Raw genomic sequence first — 16,335 nt, forward strand, 5'->3', positions numbered from 1 at the left:
CGGCGCGGCCGGTCGCGCGATCAGCCCGCCAGCTCGTTGGTGAGCGAGAAGGCCAGGATCTCGAGTTCCGTCGCCATGTTCACGCCACGGAGCTTCACGCCCAGAGGCACGACGAGGGGGACGGGGGCGAAGTTGAGCACGGCGCGGATGCCGGCCTTGGTGACGCGATCCGCCAGCGCCTGCGCCGCGTCGGCCGGGACGCAGAGCACGGCGATCTGCGGCTTGAGGCGCTGGATGTCGCGCTCGAGCTCGCCCTCCGGACGGATGGCGACCCCTTCGAGGCGCTCGCCCACGCGAGCCGGATCCTTGTCGTAGACGCCGACGACCTTGAAGCCACGGGTCGAGAAGCCGCGATACTGCGCGAGCGCCGCGCCGATCTTCCCCGCGCCGACGATCACGATGTTCCACGGATGCTGGAGGCCGAGGATCTCGCGGATGGAGTCGGTGAGGTCCCGCACGGAGTACCCGAGGCCGCGCTTGCCGAAGGACCCGAAGAACGAGAGGTCCTTTCGCACCTGTGCCGAGGTGGTCCCGCCCGAGGCGGCGAGCTCGCCGCTCGAGATGGTGGCATGTCCGTGCGCCTCGAACTCCTCCAGGAACCGGAGATAGAGGGACAGGCGTCGGACGGTGGATTCGGCGATGTGCTTCACGTCGTGTGGACTGGGGAGCTTGTGAATGATTTCACAAACTACCATGCCCGACGGGACACCTCAATGGGCGAGCCCGGGCCATGGTAGTTTGTCCCGATGGAACTGCACACGCTCCCGTACGTCGTCGTGGACGTCGAGACCACCGGTGGTCAGCCGGACGGGAGCGATCGCGTCACGGAGGTGGCGGCGGTCCACGTGGACGGCGAGCGCGTGTCGCTCGCGTTCCATTCGCTGGTGAACCCGCAGCGTCCGATCCCCTGGCACATCACGCGGCTCACGGGGATCGACGACGCGATGGTGCGGGGGGCGCCGACCTTCCGCGACATCGCGGGCGAGTTCGCGGCGGAACTGGCCGGGCGGGTCTTCGTCGCGCACAACGCGCGCTTCGACTTCGGGTTCCTGAGTGCCGAGTTCCGGCGGGTGGCGCCGGTGCCCCTCGGTGAGTTGCTGCTCGGCCAGATCTGCACCGTGCGTCTCTCGCGGAAGCTCCTCTCGCACCTCCCGCGGCGGAACCTCGATGCGGTCTCGGCGCACTATGGGGTGGAGATCGCGGACCGGCACCGCGCGTCGGGGGACGCCCTGGCCACGGCGGAGGTGCTGCGCGGCCTGTTGCGCGACGCGTCGCACCGCGGGGTGCACACCTGGGAGGACCTCGACGTTCTGCTCGGGGCACGCGCGAAGCGGACGCGGTCGCTGCGCGCGTTCCCGTCGTCGACCGATGGTGCGGAGGGGGTGTGAGAGGCGGTCGTCCCGGGGCCGTTAGATTGTTCGCATGACCGCCCCCACCCCTCTCCACGAATCCCGCCTCCTCGGCCGCACGCGCATCCACGCGTTGCAGGCAGGCGGCCAGCGCCTCGACGGCGGCGCGATGTTCGGCGTCGTGCCCAAGACGCTCTGGGAGCGCCGCATCCCGGCAGACGAGCGCAACCGCATCGCGCTCGGGATGCGGTGCCTGCTCGTCGAGCATCCGGACGGGCTCGTCCTCATCGACACCGGGATCGGGAACAAGGAGGACGCGAAGTTCCTCGACATCTATTGCACGGAGGCGTCGGTGCCGGGCCACCGCTCGATGCTCGATGCCGCGCTCGCGGCAGCCGGCTTCGCGGCCGCGGACGTCCGCGTGGTGATCAACACGCATCTGCATTTCGACCACGCGGGCGGGAACACCTTCCGGGCCGATGACGGCCGCGTGGCGCCTGCATTCCCCAACGCGCGGTACGTGGTGCACGCGGGCGAACTCGACTACGCCACGCACACCAATGAGCGCACGGCCGCGAGCTACTTCCCGGCGAACTGGGAGCCGCTGCGCGCGAGCGGGCAACTCGACATCGTCGATGGCACGCGCGAGCTGGTGCCGGGGATCCGGTACCGGCACACCCCGGGGCATACGCCCTTCCACCAGAGCGTCATGATCGAAGGTGGCGGGGAGACCGGGGTCTTCCTCGGCGACCTCTGCCCGACGGCGGCGCACGTACCGTTGCCGTGGATCATGGGGTACGACGTCGAGCCGCTCCGGACGCTGGAATCGAAGCGGGCGCTCTGGGCGGACGCGCTTCCTGGCGGGTGGCTGCTGGTCTTCGAGCACGATGCGACGATCGCCTGGGGACGCTTGGGGCAGGGGGCGAAGGCCCACGAACTCCGCCCCGCTTGACCTAAGCCCGCGACCCGTCTAGGTTTAGCGGACAATCTGGCAAAGTGGGTGAGCGTCCGCTCGCCCCACCCTCTGGCCTTCGCCCCCGGGCGTCGTGCTGCAGGAGTCCGAGGCAAACGACCCCACGGCGTCTCGCCGCGCGGGGATCGTGCGTCACGCGGGCTCCGTCAAACGGGGTCCGCGTTCTGTTTTCCCTTCGTCGAGGAGCCGTCGTATCCAGGACACTACCAAGCGGGGCCCGCGCATCAACCGGCAGATCCGCATCAGCCCGCTGCGCGTCATCGGCGCTGATGGAGCTCAGCTGGGCGTGCTCGAAGTCGATGTGGCCCTGAACATGGCGGTGGAGGCCGGGCTCGACCTGGTCGAGGTCGCGCCGCTCGCTCGGCCCCCGGTGGTCCGCATCATGGACTACGGGAAGTACAAGTTCGAACAGGCCAAGCAGGCACGGCAGGCGAAGAAGAAGCAGCACATCATCCAGCTGAAGGAAGTGAAGTACCGTCCCGGCATCGAGAAGCATGACTTCGACACGAAGACCAATCACGCCCGGTCGTTCATCGGAGACGGCAACAAGGTGAAGGTGACGTTGATGTTCCGCGGCCGGCAGATCGCGCATCCCGAACTCGGCATGGCCGTGGTGGAGCGCGTGGCGCAGGCGCTCGCGGATGTCGCGAAGGTGGAGACGCCGGCGCGACTGGAAGGGAAGGCCCTCACGATGATCCTCACGCCGAAATAAGGAAGCGAGGCAGCGATGCCGAAGATGAAGACCCACAAGGGCGCCAAGAAGCGCTTCTCCGTCACGGGGAAGGGCAAGGTGCGCCGGCTCAAGGCCTACAAGAGCCACATCCTCACCAAGAAGACCGCCAAGCGGAAGCGCAATCTCCGTCGTCCGACGACCGTCGCGACGAATGGCGAGGCGAAGAACCTCAAGCGGCTGCTCCAGGCCTAAGGAGACGAGACCATGCCACGCGTCAAGTCGAACAAGGTGCGCCTCAAGCGCAAGAAGCAGGTGATGAAGGCGGCGAAGGGCGCATTCGGCGCGCGCTCCAAGCTGTGGAAGGCCGCGAAGGAGACGGTCGAGCGCGGTTGGGTGTACGCCTACCGGGACCGCAAGGCCAAGAAGCGCGACTTCCGCAAGCTCTGGATCATGCGCATCAACGCCGCTGCGCGCCTCAACGGGATGAGCTACAGCACCTTCATCAACGGCATGCAGATGTCGGGGATCGAGGTCGATCGCAAGATCCTCGCCGAGCTCGCGGTGAAGGACCCGGCCGCGTTCACGCAGATCGCCGAGAAGGCGGCGGCGGCGCTCAAGACGGCGAAGTAGGCCGAAGGCTCAAGGATGAAAGCGGCGGGTGGCGGAGTTCTCCGCCGCCCGCCGCTTCGCATCCCGCCGCGGTTATCTTTCGGGTCACCACTCACCACTCACCACGCCGTTCGCGAGATGCATCTCGAATACTTCCTCGCGCAGCTCGACGCGCTCGCCGACAAGGCGCCGTACCGCATCGCGGGTGCGGCCGACCTGGAGACGTGGACCGAGGTGCGCAACGACCTCATCGGCCGCGCCTCCGGTGAGCTCACGCACATCCTGGGGCACCTCGGTGCGCTGCCGAAGGAGGACCGCCGCGAGGCCGGTCAGCGCGCGAATGCGGTGAAGGTCGCCATCGAGGAGGCCCTCGAGGTCCGTCGCGTCGAACTCGCGGCGAGCGCCGCGGGCAGTGGCCCAAGCCTCGACCTCACGATGCCGGGGCGCGAGCGCTGGCGTGGGGCGGTGCACCCCGTCTCGCTCGTGATCGACGAGGTCGCCGAGATCTTCCGCGAGCTCGGCTTCACCATCGCCCTCGGGCCCGAGGCCGAGCACGCCTGGTACAACTTCGGTGCGCTCAACTTCCCGCCCGACCATCCGGCGATGGACCTGCACGACACCCTCTACATCGGCGACGAGCAGGTGCTGCGCACGCACACGTCCCCGGTGCAGGTGCGCACGCTGCAGCAGTACCCGCCGCCGATCCGCATCCTCGCGCCGGGCAACGTGTACCGGTCCGACCCGTTCGACCCGTCGCACGCGCCGATGTTCGCGCAGATCGAGGGGCTCGTCGTCGATGAGGGCGTGAGCTTCGCGGATCTCAAGGCGACCCTCTCGCACTTCGCGCGCCGCTTCTTCGGCCCCGCGACCAAGACGCGCTTCCGCCCGAGTTACTTCCCGTTCACCGAGCCGAGCGCCGAGATGGACGTGCAGTGCGGCGTGTGCGCGGGGTCGGGCTGCAGCGTCTGCAAGCACTCGGGGTGGGTCGAGATCCTCGGATCCGGCATGGTGCACCCCGCGGTGCTCGAGGCCGCGGGGCTCGACAGCGAGCGGTACACCGGCTGGGCGTTCGGCATGGGGCCGGCGCGCACGGCCATCTCGCGGAGCGCGATCCCCGACATCCGCATCCTCTACGATTCCGACGTCCGCTTCCTGGACCAGTTCGCCCGATGAAGATCTCGCACGAGTGGCTCGCCCGATTCGTCCCGCACGGCCGCGAGGCCACGGCCATCCGCGACCTCATCACCGCGCACGTCGCGACGGTCGAGGGGTTCGAGCGCCTGCGCGCCGACCTCGCGACGTTCGTCGTCGCGCGCGTGGTGGAGAGCGAGCGCATCCCCGACACCAAGCTCTCGTTCAACAAGGTCGATGACGGCTCTGGCACGCTGCTCGAGGTCGTCTGCGGCGCGCCCAACGTCGCGGTGGGCGCGATGTACCCCTTCGCCCGCTCGGGGACGCGGGTCCCGCCGAGCGCGAAGAATCCGGCCGGCCTGCTGATCGAGAAGCGCAAGATCCGGGGCTTCACGTCGAACGGGATGCTGTGCTCGGCGCAGGAGCTCAACCTCGGCGACGATGCGGACGGCATCCTCACGCTCGAGACCAGCGCGGCGCCCGGCACGCCGCTGCTCGACGTCCTTCCCCTCGGCGATGTCCGGCTCGAGGTGGACGTCCTGCCGAATCGCCCCGACCTGCTCTCGCATCGCGGGCTCGCGCGCGAGATCGCGGCCCTCACCGGCACGGCGCTCCAGCAGCCCGCCGAGCTCGCCGCGCTTCCGGCCGGCCCGTCGGTCGTTCGCGGGGACTCCGAGGTGAGCGCGGGGGGCCTGCGCGTGCGCATCGAGGACGCGGCCGACTGCCCGCAGTACGGGGCGGCGGTCATCACCGGCCTCACCGTCGGGCCGAGTCCGGAGTGGCTGAAGGCCGCCGTCGAGTCGGTGGGCGGACGCTCGATCAACAATCTCGTGGACGCGACGAACTACCTGCTCCACGGGCTCGGACAGCCGGTGCACGCGTTCGATGCGGCGACGCTCGCGGGCGACAGCATCATCGTCCGGCGTGCGCACGCGAGCGAGGCGCTCGTGACGCTCGACGGGACGGAGCGGAAGCTCGACCCGCAGATGCTCGTCATCGCCGACGCCGAGCGGGCGACGGCGATCGCGGGCGTCATGGGAGGGCGCGCGAGCGAGGTCACGGACGCGACGACGCGCGTGGTGCTCGAGGTCGCGGAGTTCGCGCCGCGCGTGGTGCGTGCGTCGCGTCGCAAGGCGGGGCTCTCGACGGACGCGAGCTATCGCTTCGAGCGCGGGATCGATCCGACGGGCGTGGCGGAGGTGCTCGCGCAGGGCGCGGCGCTCCTCGCGCACCTCGGCGGTGGTCGCGTCGAGACGTCGTTGCTGGTCGGCGCGATGCCGGCCGCCCGCGCCTCGGTCACCTTGCGGCCGTCGCGCGTCGCGCTCCTGCTCGGCGAGGTCGTTCCCGCGGCGGAGATCGCGGCGCTCCTCGGCGGGATCGGATTCATCGTCGCGCCGAGTGGTGAGGCGCTCACGGTCACGCCGCCGTCGTGGCGGCACGACGTGACGCGCGAGGTGGACCTCATCGAGGAGGTCGCGCGGCTCCGCGGTTTCGATCGGCTCCCCGATGCCTTGCAGGGTGCGCGGCCGGGGACGGTCCCCGATCATCCGCTCTTCACGACGTACCGGCGCGTGCGCGACGCGCTCGTCGCCGAGGGGCTGCTCGAGGTGCGGCCGCTGCCGTTCACCTCCGGTCGCGTCGCCGGCCGCGACGCGCCCGAGGAGGACCTCGTCCGCGTCATCAACCCCTTGGGCGATGACGAGCCGTTCCTCCGGCGGTCGGTGCTCGAGACGCTGGCCCGTCGCGCGGAGTACAATCTCAACCGGATGCAGGGCGACGTGCGCCTGTTCGAGGTCGGGACGGTCTTCCAGGCCCAGGGCAAGGCGTTGCCGCGCGAGGAACAGCGCGTCGGGGTGCTCGTGATGGGACGGCGGCGCCCGGTGCACTTCACCGAGCCGCAGCCGCCCGCGTTCGACGAGTGGGATGCGCAGGCGCTGGCGGCCCGACTCGGCGCGGTCGCGTTCCCCGGCGCCACGATCGCGTTGGTCCCGGCGGATGCGCCGTACCTGTGGAAGGTGCAGGCGGGCGGTGTCACGGTGGGTGAGGTGCGGCGTCTGGCGCTCGACGCGCCCGTGTGGGCCAAGCCCGCCTTCGGCATCGAGATCGCGCTCGGCGTGATCCCGAGCGCGATGGTCGCGGGCCGAGGCGCGAACGCGCACGCCGCGGCCCCCGAGCGGCCGCGGCCCGCCGCTCCGGTCCGGTACGTGGCGCTCCCTACCACGCCGGCGGCGGAGTTCGATCTCGCGCTCCTCGTGCCCGATGCGGTGAGTGCCGGGCAGGTCGAGGCGCTCATCCGCAGCGTCTCCGGCACGCAGCTCGAGCGCTGCGAACTCTTCGACGAGTTCCGCGGGGCAGGTGTGCCGGATGGCACGCGCTCGGTCGCGTGGCGATTGACCTTCCGTCATCCGGAGCGCACCCTTCGCGACAAGGAGATCGAAGGGCGTCGGGTGCAACTGCTCAAGACCTTGGAGGCACAGCTCGGTGTCCGACCGCGCACGGCCTGACCTCGCCACGGGCGCCGCGTTCCGCGAGCTCGAGCACCTCGTCCGCAACCTGGGCGAGGAACTCGCGACGTTCCGGAAGCGTGCGCATCAGGCCGAGGCGCGCCTGAAGGCGCTGAGCAACTCCCCGGGGGGTGATGCATCCGCCGAGGAGCGCGTGGCGACCCTCGAGGCCGAGAACGCCCGCCTGCAGGCGCGGCTCCAGCAGGCGACCGACCGGACCCGTGCGATGCTCGATCGCGTGCGGTTCCTCCGTCAGCAGCACGCGCTCGGCGGTGAATCGTGACGATGCATTCGACGCGCGTCCGGATCGTCGGCGAGGAGTACACCATCCGGTCGGAGGTCTCGCCGGAGGTGACGCGGGCGATCGCGGCCCACGTGGATGCGGCGATCCGTAAGGTGCTGGAGAGTCCCGCCATCACCGACCCGGGCAAGGCGGCGATCCTTGCTGCGATGTCGATCACCGACGAGCTCTTCCGCGAGCGGGCGGCGCAGGATGAGGTCGCGGAGGAGATGCGCGATCTGTCCAGCGAACTCCGGCGGTGGCTGCCGCCGGGGAAGCGCGGCGAGCCGCAGGGCTGAGGCGCGGGGCGCTCAGCCCTCGTGCTGGCCGAGCGCGTCCCAGAGGACGTCGGCGAGGGAGCGCATCGAGAACGGCTTGTGCAGGAGCGACACGCGGGTCGCGTTGCCGATCCGCTCGCGGATCTCGTCCTCGAGGAAACCGCTGAGGATGAGCGCCGGCAGGTCGGGCGCGATCTCGCGGATCCGCAGCAGGGCCTCATCGCCGTTCAGTCGCGGCATCGTGAGGTCGAGGACCACGAGGCGGAATCGCCCGGGGGCCGCGCGGACGAGTTCGAGCGCGTCATCCCCATCCGCGACCTCGGCGACGGTCATGCCGAATCGCGTGAGGGCCCGGGAGAGGACCTTCCGGATGGGCGCGTCGTCATCGGCGAGCAGGACCTCACCGGAGACCAACCACGGCAGCGACCGAGGGCCGCTGTCAGGTTCGTCAGGCGAGGATGGGCGCGTCGAGTGGCGTGGTGACACGGGTCACAATACAGTGGTTGTCACGAAATAATGCAATACCAGCTACGTCCAGTTGTCGGCGTCAGCGAAACTCCTACGCGCGAGCGCCGCGACTCGTTGCGCATCCGTTGCAGTATCGGTAGGTTCTCCCCGAGTGGGTGCGAAGGCCCGTAGGTGTAAGCGCTCCCGGCAGTTACCCCGTCCCGTCCCGCGCCCTTCGTCGGCGCCCGACCGGCCGGCCAGCCCCCGGCGAGCGATCACGCCCAGCGAGCCGATCGTGCTCTCCCTTCAGTAACGCGGCGCGAGTCGGCCGCCTTGAGCATAGGTCGTCAACATGGGAATCGAGCTGGCCATCGCGATCGCGATAGGCGCAACCCTCGTGGTCGCCTCTCCGATCGCGTTCGTGTTCGGTCGCAAGCGGGGGCAGGCCGCCGAGGAGGCGGTCCGCAAGGCCGCCGGGCAGTCGGCGGAGCAGGTCGCCAAGCGCATCGTGTCCGATGCCGAGCGGGAGGCGGACTCGGCCAAGAAGCAGGCGCTCCTCTCCGGAAAGGAAGAGGTGATGAAGGTCCGCGAGGCCTGGGAGCAGGAGGCCCGGAAGCGTCGCGAGGAGGTGGAGCGCGAGGAGAAGCGCGTCGTCGAGCGCGAGGGGCAGCTCGACAAGAAGGTCGACCTCGTCGACCAGAAGGAGCGCGACCTCAGCCGTCGGGCGAGCGAACTCGGGCGGAAGGAGAAGCAGCTCGACGAGAAGCAGTCGGAGCTCGACGGACTCGTGGGCGAGGAGCGCCGGCGCCTGGAGCAGCTGGCGGGGCTCTCGGCGACCGAGGCCAAGGCCGAGCTGATCCGGCGTTTGGAGGAGGAGGCGCACGCCGACGCGTCCAACCGCATCCGCGAGATCCGGGACTCCGCCAAGCGCAATGCCGACCGCGAGGCGAAGAAGATCGTCGCCCTCGCCGTGCAGCGGATCGCCGCCGAGCACACCGCGGAGATCACGGCGAGCGCGGTCGCATTGCCGAAGGACGACATGAAGGGGCGCATCATCGGCCGCGAGGGGCGCAACATCCGCGCGTTCGAGCTCGCGACCGGGGTGGACGTCATCATCGACGACACGCCGGACACGGTGGTGGTGTCGTGCTTCGATCCGGTGCGCCGCGAGGTGGCGCGTCTCGCGCTGGAGAAGCTCGTCGCCGACGGGCGCATCCATCCGGGGCGGATCGAGGAAGTGGTCGAGAAGTCCAAGAAGGAAGTGGACGCCGGCATCATCGAGACGGGCGAGCAGGCGGCCTACGAGGTGGGCGTGCATGGCCTGCACCCCGAGATCATCAAGCTCATCGGCCGCATGAAGTGGCGGACGAGCTACGGGCAGAACATCCTGTTCCATTCGAAGGAGGTCGCGTTCCTCGCCGGCATCATGGCCGCGGAACTCGGGCTCGACGTCGCGATGGCCAAGCGCGGGGCGCTGCTGCACGACATCGGCAAGGTCCTCACGCACGACCACGAGGGCACGCACGTGCAGCTCGGCGTGGAGGTGGCGACCAAGTACGGCGAGCACCCGCTCGTCGTGAACTGCATCGCGGCGCACCACGACGACGTGCCGCACGAGAGCGAGGTGTCGGTGCTGGTGCAGGCCGCCGACGCGATCTCGGGCTCGCGCCCGGGGGCGCGCCGCGAGGCGTTCGAGACGTACGTGAAGCGCCTGGAGGGGCTCGAGAAGATCGCCGCGAGCTACAAGGGCGTGGACCGGGTGTTCGCGATCCAGGCGGGGCGCGAGGTGCGCGTCATCGTCGATCCGGACACCGTGGACGACAACCGCATGCAGTCCCTCACCGAAGAGATCGCGCGCCGCGTCGAGTCCGAGCTGCAGTACCCGGGCCAGATCAAGGTCGTGGCGATCCGAGAGAAGAGGTCCTCCGACATTGCCCGCTGAACGCATCGATGGCGTCGCCATCGCGACGCGCGTCCGCGCGAAGGTCGCCGCCGACGCCGCCGCCCTGAAGGCCCTCGGCATCACGCCCGGACTGACCGTGGTCCTCGTCGGGGACGACCCGGCGAGCGCGTTCTACGTGGGCGCCAAGGAGAAGGCGTGCAAGGAGGCCGGGATGAACGGCGAGACCATTCGCCTTCCCGCCGACACGCCAGAGGCCGAGTTGCTCGCGGTGATCGACCGGTTGAATGCCGATCCCGCGGTGCACGGTATCCTGGTGCAGATGCCGGTGCCGAAGCACATGGACCCGCAGAAGGTCATCCGCCGGATCGACCCGATGAAGGACGTGGACGGGTTCCATCCGGTGAACGCCGGCAAGGTGCTCATCGGCGACGCCGACGGGTTCGCTCCCTGCACGCCGGCGGGGGTGCAGGTGATGCTCGTCGAGAGCGGGGTGGACACCTCCGGGAAGGAGGCGGTGATCCTCGGCCGCTCGACGATCGTCGGCAAGCCGATGGCGGCGTTGCTGATCCAGTCGGGGAAGGGGGCGGACTGCACGGTGACCATCTGCCATTCGCGCACGAAGGACCTCGCGGCGCACACGCGCCGCGCGGACATCCTCATCGCGGCGATCGGCAAGCCGGAGATGGTGACGGCCGACATGGTCAAGCCGGGCGCCGTCGTGATCGACGTCGGGATCAATCGCGTGGACGATCCGACCGCGAAGAAGGGCTATCGGATCGTCGGCGACGTGAAGTACGACGAGGTGGCGGCCGTGGCGTCGAAGATCACGCCGGTGCCGGGCGGCGTGGGGCCGATGACGATCGCGATGCTGCTCGCGAACACGGTGCGTGCCGCGCGCCTTCGCCACGAGGCGTCCGCGCGCGCGTGACCCACGCCGGCGCCACCTCCGCCGAGGCGCTCTCGGTCCACGCGCTCACCAGCGCGGCGAAGGACGTCCTCGAGGGCGCCTTTCCGAAGCTCTGGGTGCGCGGCGAGATCTCGGGGTTCAAGGCCTACCCCAGCGGCCACTGGTACTTCACGCTGAAGGATGCGGACGCGCAGATCCCCGGCGTCGTCTGGAAGGGGAGCACCGGGCGGATCCGGATGCGGCCGGAGGACGGGATGCAGGTGAGCGCCTACGGGCAGCTCACGGTCTGGCCGACGAGCGGCAAGATGCAGTTCGTGGTCACGGCGATCGAGGCGGACGGCGCCGGGCTCTGGCAGAAGCGCTTCGACGAGACGAAGGCGCGCCTGGAGAGGGACGGCCTGCTGGATCCGGCGCGGAAGCGGGCGCTGCCGCGATTCCCGCGCACGGTCGCGGTGATCACGAGCGCCGAGGGTGCGGCGCTGCGCGATGTGCTCGCCGTGATCGCGCGGCGGAACCCCGGCGTGCATGTGGCGGTGATCCCCGCGGCGGTGCAGGGCGAGGCGGCCACCGAGTCGCTCGTGGCGGCGCTGGACCGGCTCGCGCGCTGGGTGCGGGGCGACGCCGAGTGGCGGGGCGACGCGATGCCGGCGCCCGAGGTGCTGATCATCGGCCGTGGCGGCGGGTCCCGCGAGGACCTCTGGGCGTTCAACGAGGAGGCCGTGGCGCGCGCGATCGCGGCCTGTCCCATCCCGACGATCTCGGCCGTGGGGCACGAGACGGACGTGAGCATCGCCGACCTCGTGGCGGACCTCCGGGCGGCGACCCCCAGTGTCGCGGCCGAGCACGCGGTGCCGGTGCTCGCCGAGGTGCGCGAACTGGTCGCCCAGCTCGCCGGGATGATGGCCGATGGCCTGCAGGACCGGATCGAGGTGGGGCGCGCGGAGCTGGACCGGCGGGCGGACGCGCTCTCGCGGCGCGCGGCCCTGGTGGTGGAGCGGCGCCGGACGCGGATCGACCGCGTGGCGACGCGGCTGGCGCAACAGGCGCCGCGCGCGATCGAACGACGCCGGGCGCGGACCGAGCGGCTCGGGGCGATGCTGGAAGCCCGTTCGCCGCTGGCGGTGTTCGCGCGCGGCTTCGCCGTGGCCCGCAGTGCGGACGGTGCAACCTTGGCGCGGCGCACCGCGTTCACCCCGGGAATGCCCTTCGACCTCCTGTTGCAGGACGGACGCGTGCAGGCCACGACCGGCACGGTGCACGCTGACGGACCTCATCTGCGGACGGATGCATGACCTTCGAACAATCGCTCGCCCGGTTGGAGCAGATCGCGTCGGCGCTCGATCGCGACGACCTGCCGCTCGAGGAGGCGCTCAAGCTCTTCGAGGAGGGGATCGCGCGCCTGCGTGAGGCGTCGGCGGCGCTCGCCGACGCGGACGGCAAGGTGCGCACGCTGATCGAGCAGGCCGAGGGCGTGTTCGAGGCGAAGGGATGAGCGCGACGGGCGTGACGCCGATCGACTTCGCGCACGATCGTGCGGCGGTGGCGCGCGCGCTCGAGTCGCTCGTCACGCACCAGCTCGCGGGGGAGTCGGGGCCGGTCTCCGACTCCATCCGCTACGCGCTCCAGGGGGAGGGGAAGCGGCTGCGGGCGGTGCTGGTGGTGAGCGCGTATCGCGCGGCAGGCGGGACGGGGGACGTCAGCGCCCTCGCGGCCGCCGTCGAGGTGGTGCACGCCTACTCGCTGGTGCATGACGACCTGCCCTGCATGGACGACGACGACATGCGGCGCGGACGTCCGACGGTGCACAAGGTGCATGGCGTGCCGGCCGCCACGGCGGCGGGGATGGCGATGGTGCCGCTCGCCGCACGCGCGGCCGACGATGCCGCGGCGGCCCTCGGGCTCGACCTTCCGACCCGCGCCGAGATCGTGCGGACGCTCATGCGCGCGTCAGGCGCGGGCGGCATGATCGGCGGGCAGCTCCTCGACCTCGAGGGCGAGGGTCTCTCGCTCGACCTCGCGCAGCTCGAGCGCATCCATCGGTGCAAGACGGGTGCGCTCATCGAGGCCGCGATGCGTCTGGGCGGACTCGCCGCCCGCGCGCCCGAGGCGATGCTCGAGGCGTTCGGCCAGTACGGCGCGGCGATCGGGCTCGCGTTCCAGATCGCCGACGACGTGCTCGACATCACGGCGACGACCGACCAGCTCGGGAAGACCGCGGGGAAGGACGTCCAGTTCCGGAAGAGCACCTACCCGGCGCTCCTCGGGATCGCGGGGGCGAAGGCGCGGGCCGAGACGCTCGTGCGCGAAGCCTGCCAGGGGCTCGCGGATCAGGGCGCGCTGACGCCGGAGCTCGAGTTCCTCGCGCGGTTCGTCGTGGCGCGGCGGTCCTGACATGCAGCGCGCCCCCGCTCCGCGCGCCGGCAGCACTGGCGTGACCCGACCGACCGCCGCACCGTACACGAAGGCCTCCTCCAACCGTCGCATCGCATGAGCCTCCTCGATCGCATCCAGGGCCCGCCGGACCTCCGGACCCTCACGCCCGCCGAGCGCACGCAGCTCGCCCAGGAGGTGCGCGATTTCCTCATCTCGACCTGTTCGGTCACGGGCGGCCACATCGGGGCCGGCCTTGGCGTCGTGGAGCTGACGATCGCCCTCCACACCGCGTTCGAGACGCCGCGTGACCAGCTCGTGTGGGATGTCGGTCACCAGGGGTATCCGCACAAGGTGCTCACCGGCCGCAAGGACCGGATGCACACGCTGCGGCAGGAGGGGGGCATCTCGGGCTTCCTCAAGCGGACCGAGAGCGAGTACGACACGTTCGGCGCCGGGCATGCGGCGACGTCGATCTCCGCCGCGCTCGGGATCGCCGCGGGGCGCGACCTGAACGGCGAGGACTTCAGCGTCGCGGCGATCATCGGCGACGGCTCGCTCGGGTCGGGGCTCGCCTACGAGGCCCTGAACAACGCGGGGGCGTCGGAGCGCGACTTCATCGTCGTGCTCAACGACAACGAGATGTCGATCGCGCCGAACGTGGGCGCCATGCACAAGTACCTCACGTCGGTGCAGCGCAACCCGATCTACAACCGGCTGCGCGGCGCGATCGGCGACTGGGCCGACCATGCGACGGGGCTGTTCAAGGACGCGGGCACGCTCGTGCGGAAGTGGGAGGAGTCGGTGAAGGCCTTCCTCACGCCGGGCGTGCTCTTCGAGGAGCTCGGCTTCCGCTACTTCGGGCCGATCGACGGGCACGACATGGAGCAGATGATCGAGACCTTCAAGGCGATGCGCGAGTTCAAGGGCCCGCGCCTCGTGCACGTGATCACGCAGAAGGGGCGCGGCTTCCCGGCGGGCGAGCATGGCGAGAAGTGGCATGCGCTCCCCCCGGGGCACGACCCGGCCACCGGCAAGCAGCTCAAGGTCTCGACGGCCAACCCGAACTACACCGCCGTCTTCGGCAAGGCGCTCGCCGAGCTCATGGAGGAATTCCCCAAGGCGGTCGCGATCACCGCGGCGATGCCGAGCGGGACGGGCACGGCGGTGATCGCCAAACAGCATCCGGCGCGCTTCTACGATGTCGGGATCGCCGAGGGACACGGCGTGACGTTCGCGGCGGGACTGGCGACGCAGGGCGCGAAGCCGGTCGTCGCGATCTACTCGACGTTCCTGCAGCGCGGCTACGACAACATCGTGCACGATGTGGCGATCCAGTCGCTGCCGGTCATCTTCGCGATGGACCGCGCCGGGCTCGTGGGCGAGGATGGCGAGACGCACGCGGGGCTCTACGACATCGCGTACATGCTCGCGGTGCCGAACATGGTCGTGACCGCGCCGAAGGATGGCGCCGAGCTCGTCGGGCTCCTGCGCACGGCGCTCGCGCACGAGAGCGGGCCCTTCGCGTTCCGGTATCCGCGGGACGTGCCGCCGGACCTCGTGCCGCACGCGAAGGACGTGCCGGCGGTCCCGCCGGGCACGTGGGAGGTGCTGCGGCGGGGCGAGAAGGTCGCGATCCTCGCCGTGGGCACGATGGTCGGCGAGTCGCTCAAGGCGGCCGATGCCCTCGCCGCCGAGGGGCTGCCGGTGACCGTGGTGAACTGCCGATACCTCAAGCCCTACGACGCGACGACGCTCACCGCGCTCCTGGCGACGCATCAGCAGCTGCTGGTCGTGGAGGAGGGGACGGTGGTGAACGGCTTCGGCGCGTACATGGCGTCGGTGGTCGCGGCGCACGATCCCTCGGTGCGGGTGCACGCGCTCGGCGTCCCGGACCAGATCGTGTACGCGGCCTCGCGTCCGCGGCAGCTCGCGCTCTGCGGCATCGATGCGGCGGGGGTCGCCGCGCGGGTGCGCGCGTTGCACGAGACCGAGGCGTTGGCCGGGTGACCACCCGGCTGGGGGTCGTCGGGCACGACGGGTACGACGGCCTCTCGGAGGTCCTCGCGCTGCTCAAGCGCGAAGCCCCCGCGCACGGTTATTCGCTGCGCTTCGAGGAGGCGCTGCTCCAGGGTGCCGGGAGCGACCAGAAGCTCTCGCGGCCCGACCAGGTCGACGCGCTCATCGCGCTCGGCGGCGATGGCACGCTGCTGCGCGCCGCCCGGTTCCTCGGCGGACTCCGGGTCCCCGTGTTCGGCGTGAACCTCGGGAAGCTCGGGTTCCTGACCGCCTGCGGGCACGAGGAGTTCCCGGACGCGTTCGCGTCGTTCGCGCGCGGCGACTTCACCGTCGAGACGCGCATGGTGCTCGAGGCGGCGACCTACGGCGAGGGCGGGGTGCTCGGCGTCCGGCTGCGCGCGCTCAACGACGTGGTGGTGCACAAGGGCGGCTTCGCGCGCGTGCTGCGGCTCCGGGTGCGCGCGGATGACGAGCTCGTCAGCGCGTTCGCGGCGGATGGGCTCGTGGTCTCCACGCCGACCGGCTCGACCGCCTACTCGCTCTCGGCGGCGGGCCCGATCGTGGTGCCGACCTTCGACGCGATGATCGTCACGCCGGTCGCCCCGCACACGCTCGCCCTGCGCCCGACGATCCTGCCGCCCGAGACGGTGCTGCGCGTCGAGGCCGACGACGCCCCCGAGGAGGTGCTCGTCACGGCCGACGGTCAGGTGGGCACGTCGCTCGCGCCGGGGCAGCATCTCGTCGTGCGTCGCGCGGCCGACCCCGTGCATCTCGTGCGCTTCGCGGGCACGAGCTTCTTCTCCCGGCTCCGGCGGAAGTTGCACTGGGGCGGGCTCGACGAGCGCGATCGATGAAGCATCGCGCGCCCGAGCGCGGCATTCGGGTGGCGCAC

18 protein-coding genes are annotated in these 16,335 nt (G+C 70.7%); 16 read left to right on the plus strand and 2 right to left on the minus strand.

Annotation, left to right across the window (positions count from 1 at the left end):
* Positions 1 to 20 precede the first annotated feature (20 nt).
* Entirely contained in the window at positions 21 to 650 is a 630-nt protein-coding gene (locus tag IPJ78_14490) for a redox-sensing transcriptional repressor Rex (GenBank protein ID MBK7907750.1), read from the minus strand.
* Between the two features lie 96 nt (positions 651 to 746).
* Between IPJ78_14490 and IPJ78_14495 the strand changes: the two genes are divergently transcribed.
* From IPJ78_14495 to IPJ78_14535, 9 genes are all read left to right on the plus strand, one after another.
* A complete protein-coding gene (locus IPJ78_14495) occupies positions 747 to 1,388 on the plus strand; it encodes a 3'-5' exonuclease (GenBank protein ID MBK7907751.1) in 642 nt (213 codons plus the stop codon).
* Positions 1,389 to 1,422: 34 nt separating this feature from the next.
* Complete coding sequence (locus tag IPJ78_14500; GenBank protein ID MBK7907752.1) at positions 1,423 to 2,301, plus strand: MBL fold metallo-hydrolase; 879 nt, start codon at positions 1,423 to 1,425, stop codon at positions 2,299 to 2,301.
* 214 nt (positions 2,302 to 2,515) lie between these two features.
* Positions 2,516 to 3,034: a translation initiation factor IF-3 gene (locus IPJ78_14505; GenBank protein MBK7907753.1), complete on the plus strand. Its 519-nt coding sequence runs from the start codon at positions 2,516 to 2,518 to the stop codon at positions 3,032 to 3,034.
* Between the two features lie 15 nt (positions 3,035 to 3,049).
* Positions 3,050 to 3,247 (plus strand): 50S ribosomal protein L35, encoded by a 198-nt coding sequence (gene rpmI / locus IPJ78_14510; protein MBK7907754.1) that lies wholly within the window; start codon positions 3,050 to 3,052, stop codon positions 3,245 to 3,247.
* Between the two features lie 12 nt (positions 3,248 to 3,259).
* The gene (gene rplT, locus IPJ78_14515; GenBank protein ID MBK7907755.1) at positions 3,260 to 3,625 is read left to right on the plus strand and encodes a 50S ribosomal protein L20; all 366 of its coding nucleotides are present in this window, start codon (positions 3,260 to 3,262) and stop codon (positions 3,623 to 3,625) included.
* 117 nt (positions 3,626 to 3,742) lie between these two features.
* A complete protein-coding gene (gene pheS / locus IPJ78_14520) occupies positions 3,743 to 4,777 on the plus strand; it encodes a phenylalanine--tRNA ligase subunit alpha (protein MBK7907756.1) in 1,035 nt (344 codons plus the stop codon).
* On the plus strand, positions 4,774 to 7,239 hold the full coding sequence (locus tag IPJ78_14525; GenBank protein MBK7907757.1) for a phenylalanine--tRNA ligase subunit beta: 2,466 nt from the start codon (positions 4,774 to 4,776) through the stop codon (positions 7,237 to 7,239). The genes pheS and IPJ78_14525 overlap by 4 nt, the downstream gene beginning before the upstream one ends.
* On the plus strand, positions 7,217 to 7,522 hold the full coding sequence (locus tag IPJ78_14530; protein MBK7907758.1) for a hypothetical protein: 306 nt from the start codon (positions 7,217 to 7,219) through the stop codon (positions 7,520 to 7,522). Before IPJ78_14525 ends, IPJ78_14530 begins: the two co-directional genes overlap by 23 nt.
* A complete protein-coding gene (locus IPJ78_14535; protein MBK7907759.1) occupies positions 7,519 to 7,818 on the plus strand; it encodes a cell division protein ZapA in 300 nt (99 codons plus the stop codon). Before IPJ78_14530 ends, IPJ78_14535 begins: the two co-directional genes overlap by 4 nt.
* 12 nt (positions 7,819 to 7,830) lie before the next feature.
* Here the strand turns inward: IPJ78_14535 and IPJ78_14540 are convergent, their stop codons facing one another.
* Positions 7,831 to 8,211: a response regulator gene (locus IPJ78_14540; GenBank protein ID MBK7907760.1), complete on the minus strand. Its 381-nt coding sequence runs from the start codon at positions 8,209 to 8,211 to the stop codon at positions 7,831 to 7,833.
* Between the two features lie 385 nt (positions 8,212 to 8,596).
* Between IPJ78_14540 and rny the strand changes: the two genes are divergently transcribed.
* The 7 genes from rny to IPJ78_14575 all read left to right on the plus strand — a co-directional run bounded on the left by rny (position 8,597) and on the right by IPJ78_14575 (position 16,297).
* The gene (rny, locus tag IPJ78_14545) at positions 8,597 to 10,186 is read left to right on the plus strand and encodes a ribonuclease Y (GenBank protein ID MBK7907761.1); all 1,590 of its coding nucleotides are present in this window, start codon (positions 8,597 to 8,599) and stop codon (positions 10,184 to 10,186) included.
* Positions 10,176 to 11,075 carry a bifunctional methylenetetrahydrofolate dehydrogenase/methenyltetrahydrofolate cyclohydrolase FolD gene (gene folD, locus IPJ78_14550; GenBank protein MBK7907762.1) on the plus strand — a complete coding sequence of 300 codons (900 nt, stop codon included), beginning with the start codon at positions 10,176 to 10,178 and terminating at the stop codon, positions 11,073 to 11,075. Before rny ends, folD begins: the two co-directional genes overlap by 11 nt.
* Positions 11,072 to 12,346 carry an exodeoxyribonuclease VII large subunit gene (xseA, locus tag IPJ78_14555; protein MBK7907763.1) on the plus strand — a complete coding sequence of 425 codons (1,275 nt, stop codon included), beginning with the start codon at positions 11,072 to 11,074 and terminating at the stop codon, positions 12,344 to 12,346. The genes folD and xseA overlap by 4 nt, the downstream gene beginning before the upstream one ends.
* On the plus strand, positions 12,343 to 12,546 hold the full coding sequence (xseB, locus tag IPJ78_14560; protein MBK7907764.1) for an exodeoxyribonuclease VII small subunit: 204 nt from the start codon (positions 12,343 to 12,345) through the stop codon (positions 12,544 to 12,546). The genes xseA and xseB overlap by 4 nt, the downstream gene beginning before the upstream one ends.
* Entirely contained in the window at positions 12,543 to 13,445 is a 903-nt protein-coding gene (locus IPJ78_14565; protein ID MBK7907765.1) for a polyprenyl synthetase family protein, read from the plus strand. The genes xseB and IPJ78_14565 overlap by 4 nt, the downstream gene beginning before the upstream one ends.
* 96 nt (positions 13,446 to 13,541) lie before the next feature.
* The gene (locus tag IPJ78_14570) at positions 13,542 to 15,434 is read left to right on the plus strand and encodes a 1-deoxy-D-xylulose-5-phosphate synthase (GenBank protein MBK7907766.1); all 1,893 of its coding nucleotides are present in this window, start codon (positions 13,542 to 13,544) and stop codon (positions 15,432 to 15,434) included.
* A complete protein-coding gene (locus IPJ78_14575; protein ID MBK7907767.1) occupies positions 15,431 to 16,297 on the plus strand; it encodes an NAD(+)/NADH kinase in 867 nt (288 codons plus the stop codon). Before IPJ78_14570 ends, IPJ78_14575 begins: the two co-directional genes overlap by 4 nt.
* Positions 16,298 to 16,335: the final 38 nt, after the last annotated feature.

Source organism: Gemmatimonadota bacterium (assembly GCA_016714015.1).
In the GTDB taxonomy this organism is placed as follows: domain Bacteria; phylum Gemmatimonadota; class Gemmatimonadetes; order Gemmatimonadales; family Gemmatimonadaceae; genus Pseudogemmatithrix.